Here is a 3,467-nt window from a genome sequence, read left to right as displayed (position 1 = left end):
TGGGTAGGCTGTGCCTACCGGGCGGGACGCATCTATATCCCGCATTGCATACGGGGTTGATCACATGGAATCCCTCCAGGGTTAGAACGTTTGCATTAGAGGAGTTGAGCTGATATGGAACTGGAGAGTTGATTCCTATAAAACAGTACACGACGGTACGGAAACTGCTTCCTTCCCTGATTTCGACAAGCCTTTCCGCGATTCCGCCATTCTTTGGCAGGCTACAATTGATGAGCTTTGTATCATCAAATCAGTCGAATAGTAAACACGAAAGATCATGGAAACCAATGTGATAGGCCTTCACCACGTAACGGCAATTGCCGGTGATGCCAAGAAAAATTATGATTTTTATACCAAAGTACTGGGCATGCGGTTTGTGAAAAAAACAGTCAACTTCGACGATCCGCAGACGTATCACTTCTACTACGGAAACTATCAGGCTGAACCCGGTACCATCTGGACCTTCTTCCCCTGGGGGAATGCCGTACCGCAAGGTCGCAGAGGAACGGGTCAGGCCACGGAAGTCGGTTTTTCCGTACCCGAAGGAAGCCTGGACTTTTGGCTCAAACGCCTTGAGCAACACGGCGTCATCTACAATAAACCCGCCACGAAATTCGGCGAAGAATACCTGACCGTACTCGATCCCGACGGATTGAAACTGGAGTTGACGGTGACCTCACAGAAAGATAACCGTTCCGGAAATACCACCGCTGAAATTGGCGATGCTCAGGCCATCAAAGGATTCTCAGGTACAACGCTGACGCTGGCGAACATTCAGCCGACGGCAGAAATCCTGACGGAATTACTGGATTATAAATTAGAAATGGAGCACGTGAATCGGTACCGCTTCGTGAATCCCAATAGCGAAACGGCGAACGTCATTGATTTGGTAGAAGTACCCGGTGAGCGTCGCGGTCATGTAGCAGGGGGGAGCGTGCACCACGTTGCCTTCCGGGTGAAAGACGATGCAGCCCAACTGGCTCTGCGGGAAAAAATCGAGAGTCGTGGTCTGAATATTACGCCGCAGATTGACCGGCAGTATTTCCACAGCCTGTACTTCCGCGAACCCGGTGGTGTACTCTTCGAAATTGCTACGGATAACCCCGGTTTTACGGTCGATGAGTCGCTGGAAGAATTAGGTCAAAACCTTAAATTACCCGCACAGTACGAACCCCACCGGTCTACGATCGAATCCGTACTGGTGAAGTTATAAGAGGTTTGACTGGATGTAAGGTTTGGATAAGTTTAAAGTTTGAAAAAGTGTAAGGTTTGAGAAGTCAGTATGATGGGATAAAATCCATTGTACTAACTTCTCAAACTTTAAACCTCAAACCCATTTCAAACTTTACTTCTATCACAAACGCAGCTTCCCAATTATCCGAAACCGTTCAAAAACCCGTTCAGAATGGGGGGCGTCGCCCAGTTCTTCCGTCAGATCCTGCCCGGCCCAATGTTCGTAATGTTTGCCGTTTCGCCATAGCCGAGAAGAGGTTACATCGTAAATCGTTCCCTGAAAAGCCACCCAGATTTCTTCCCGGTCCTGACCGTTTCGTAAGGCGAGCTGGGCCTTGGTATAGGTTTGATACGTTTCCATTAAATCCTGCTTGAAAGACCAATAATCGCCAATTTTTTGCGTTTTCAGTATCGGTTGATGGGAAGTCTCGTATTTCCGCTATTTTAGTGCAAAAATGAAATTCAGATGAAAAGATATTTACTTTCGTATACTCTCCTGGCCCTGACCGTCCTGATGGCTGGTAGTTGTAAGAAACCAAACTCAAAACCTGTTTCCGAAATTATCCGTAAAGTATGGACGGTAAATACGGTAAAGGAGAATAATACGCTGGTCTATACGAAGGGGGGGGCAAGCAATATCAAAACAACGTATTCCAAATTCAAACTCGATCTGAGTAATACCGCCCAGCAAACGGTACGGTGGACTGCCATCGACGATGTAACGTTTGTTGGTAACTGGACGATTTCATCCGACAACAAAAAACTGACGCTGACGAATCTTCAGCCCCAGCCCACGGGAAGTAATGGTACGGTTGAATTTAACATCAATGGTTCACCTACGGAAACCCAACTTAACCTGACGCGTACGACGCCCGATCCCAAAACGGGGAATACGAACAACGAGTACCAACTCGTCAATCCCTAGCACTCCCGCCGAAGGCTTTCACCTTTTCGGCTGCTCATATCTAATTTCAAGCTATTTTTGTAAAGCCTCCGTACTACGGGAGGCTTTTTCTTTAGCCGGAAACTAAAGCCTTCTCCGGGAGGTTTCACAAGAATGGAAGAACGTACGGAATTGAATATTTTGGGCGAATTTGGACTTATCCATCGCATCGCCTCTCAAAAACAGTTTTCCCACGCCCGAACCGTTAAGGGCATCGGTGATGATGCGGCGGTAAGTAAAGGAAGTGTTGACTATCAGTTGGTTTCAACGGAATTGATGGTCGAAGGGGTTCACTTTGATTTAAGTTATGTACCGCTCAAGCACTTGGGCTACAAGCTCATCGTAGCAGGTATTTCAGATATTCTGGCTATGAACGGCCTGCCTACGCAGGTAACCGTAAGTCTTGCTCTGAGTAACCGTTTTTCCATAGAAGCGGTCGATGAATTATACGCCGGTATTCTGACGGCTTGTGAGGATTATGAAGTGGAATTAGTAGGTGGCGATACGACTAGCTCGCGTTCAGGATTGATTCTTTCGATAACGGCCCTGGGTACTGTAGAAAAAGACCAGATAACGTATCGCAGCGGAGCCTCCGTTAACGATATTATTTGTGTCAGTGGTGACCTGGGTGGGGCTTACCTGGGTTTGCAGATTCTGGAACGGGAAAAACAAGTGTTTCTTGATGCACCTGAAAGTCAGCCTATCTTGGCGGGCCATGAGTACGTCCTGCAACGGCAACTCAAACCCGACGCCCGACTCGATATTATCAAACAATTGCGGGAACTGAATATTGTACCTACCTCCATGATTGATGTATCCGATGGATTAGCTTCCGAATTACGTCACCTGGCGGCGGAATCGGGCTTGGGCGTACGCGTTTTCGAAGAACAAATTCCCATTCATCAGAAATCATACCTGGCGGCTACGGAGTTGAATCTGGGACCTTTTACGGCGGCTTTGAACGGTGGGGAGGATTATGAACTGCTCTTTACGATTCGGCAGGAGGATTATCAGAAAATTCTGGATCATACAACGGATATTAGCTTCATCGGCTTTATTTCCGCCGATCCGCAGGAAGCGTTGTTTATTACCAAGCAAAATGAGGCCATCCCGCTGACGGCTCAGGGCTGGGAAAAACAGGGCGAATAACAGGGAATCTGCGATAAAAAGGATACGGAAGTCAGACTTCCGTATCCTTTTTTATGTCTCTTGAGAAGTAGACTACACGAAATGAATTCCCCGTTTGGAGGCGTCGTTAACAAACTCCTTCACTTTCTGCTCCTTGTCCTTG

The 3,467-nt window shown here is 47.5% G+C and carries 4 protein-coding genes; 3 read left to right on the top strand and 1 reads right to left on the bottom strand.

Annotated features, from left to right (window positions below; translation table 11 throughout):
- Positions 1 to 277 precede the first annotated feature (277 nt).
- Complete coding sequence (locus BWI93_RS26290; protein ID WP_094816914.1) at positions 278 to 1,213, top strand: ring-cleaving dioxygenase; 936 nt, start codon at positions 278 to 280, stop codon at positions 1,211 to 1,213.
- Positions 1,214 to 1,354: 141 nt separating this feature from the next.
- On the opposite strand, the gene BWI93_RS26285 is transcribed toward BWI93_RS26290, so the two are convergent.
- On the bottom strand, positions 1,355 to 1,594 hold the full coding sequence (locus tag BWI93_RS26285) for a cytochrome b5 domain-containing protein (RefSeq protein WP_094816913.1): 240 nt from the start codon (positions 1,592 to 1,594) through the stop codon (positions 1,355 to 1,357).
- A gap of 105 nt (positions 1,595 to 1,699) precedes the next feature.
- Between BWI93_RS26285 and BWI93_RS26280 the strand changes: the two genes are divergently transcribed.
- Positions 1,700 to 2,158, top strand: a complete 459-nt coding sequence (locus BWI93_RS26280; RefSeq protein ID WP_094816912.1) for a hypothetical protein — start codon at positions 1,700 to 1,702, stop codon at positions 2,156 to 2,158.
- Positions 2,159 to 2,290: 132 nt separating this feature from the next.
- Positions 2,291 to 3,325 (top strand): thiamine-phosphate kinase, encoded by a 1,035-nt coding sequence (gene thiL / locus BWI93_RS26275; protein ID WP_094816911.1) that lies wholly within the window; start codon positions 2,291 to 2,293, stop codon positions 3,323 to 3,325.
- The last annotated feature ends 142 nt before the right edge of the window (positions 3,326 to 3,467 follow it).

It is taken from the genome of Siphonobacter sp. BAB-5385 (assembly GCF_002261125.1).
Lineage (GTDB): Bacteria > Bacteroidota > Bacteroidia > Cytophagales > Spirosomataceae > Siphonobacter.
This window is presented reverse-complemented; position numbering and strand designations above follow the sequence as displayed.

Coding starts and splice junctions, on each gene's coding strand:
- BWI93_RS26290 (WP_094816914.1), top strand. CDS start 278: ATGGAAACCAATGTGATAGGCCTTCACCACGTAACGGCAATTGCCGGT.
- BWI93_RS26285 (WP_094816913.1), bottom strand. CDS start 1,594: ATGGAAACGTATCAAACCTATACCAAGGCCCAGCTCGCCTTACGAAAC.
- BWI93_RS26280 (WP_094816912.1), top strand. CDS start 1,700: ATGAAAAGATATTTACTTTCGTATACTCTCCTGGCCCTGACCGTCCTG.
- thiL (WP_094816911.1), top strand. CDS start 2,291: ATGGAAGAACGTACGGAATTGAATATTTTGGGCGAATTTGGACTTATC.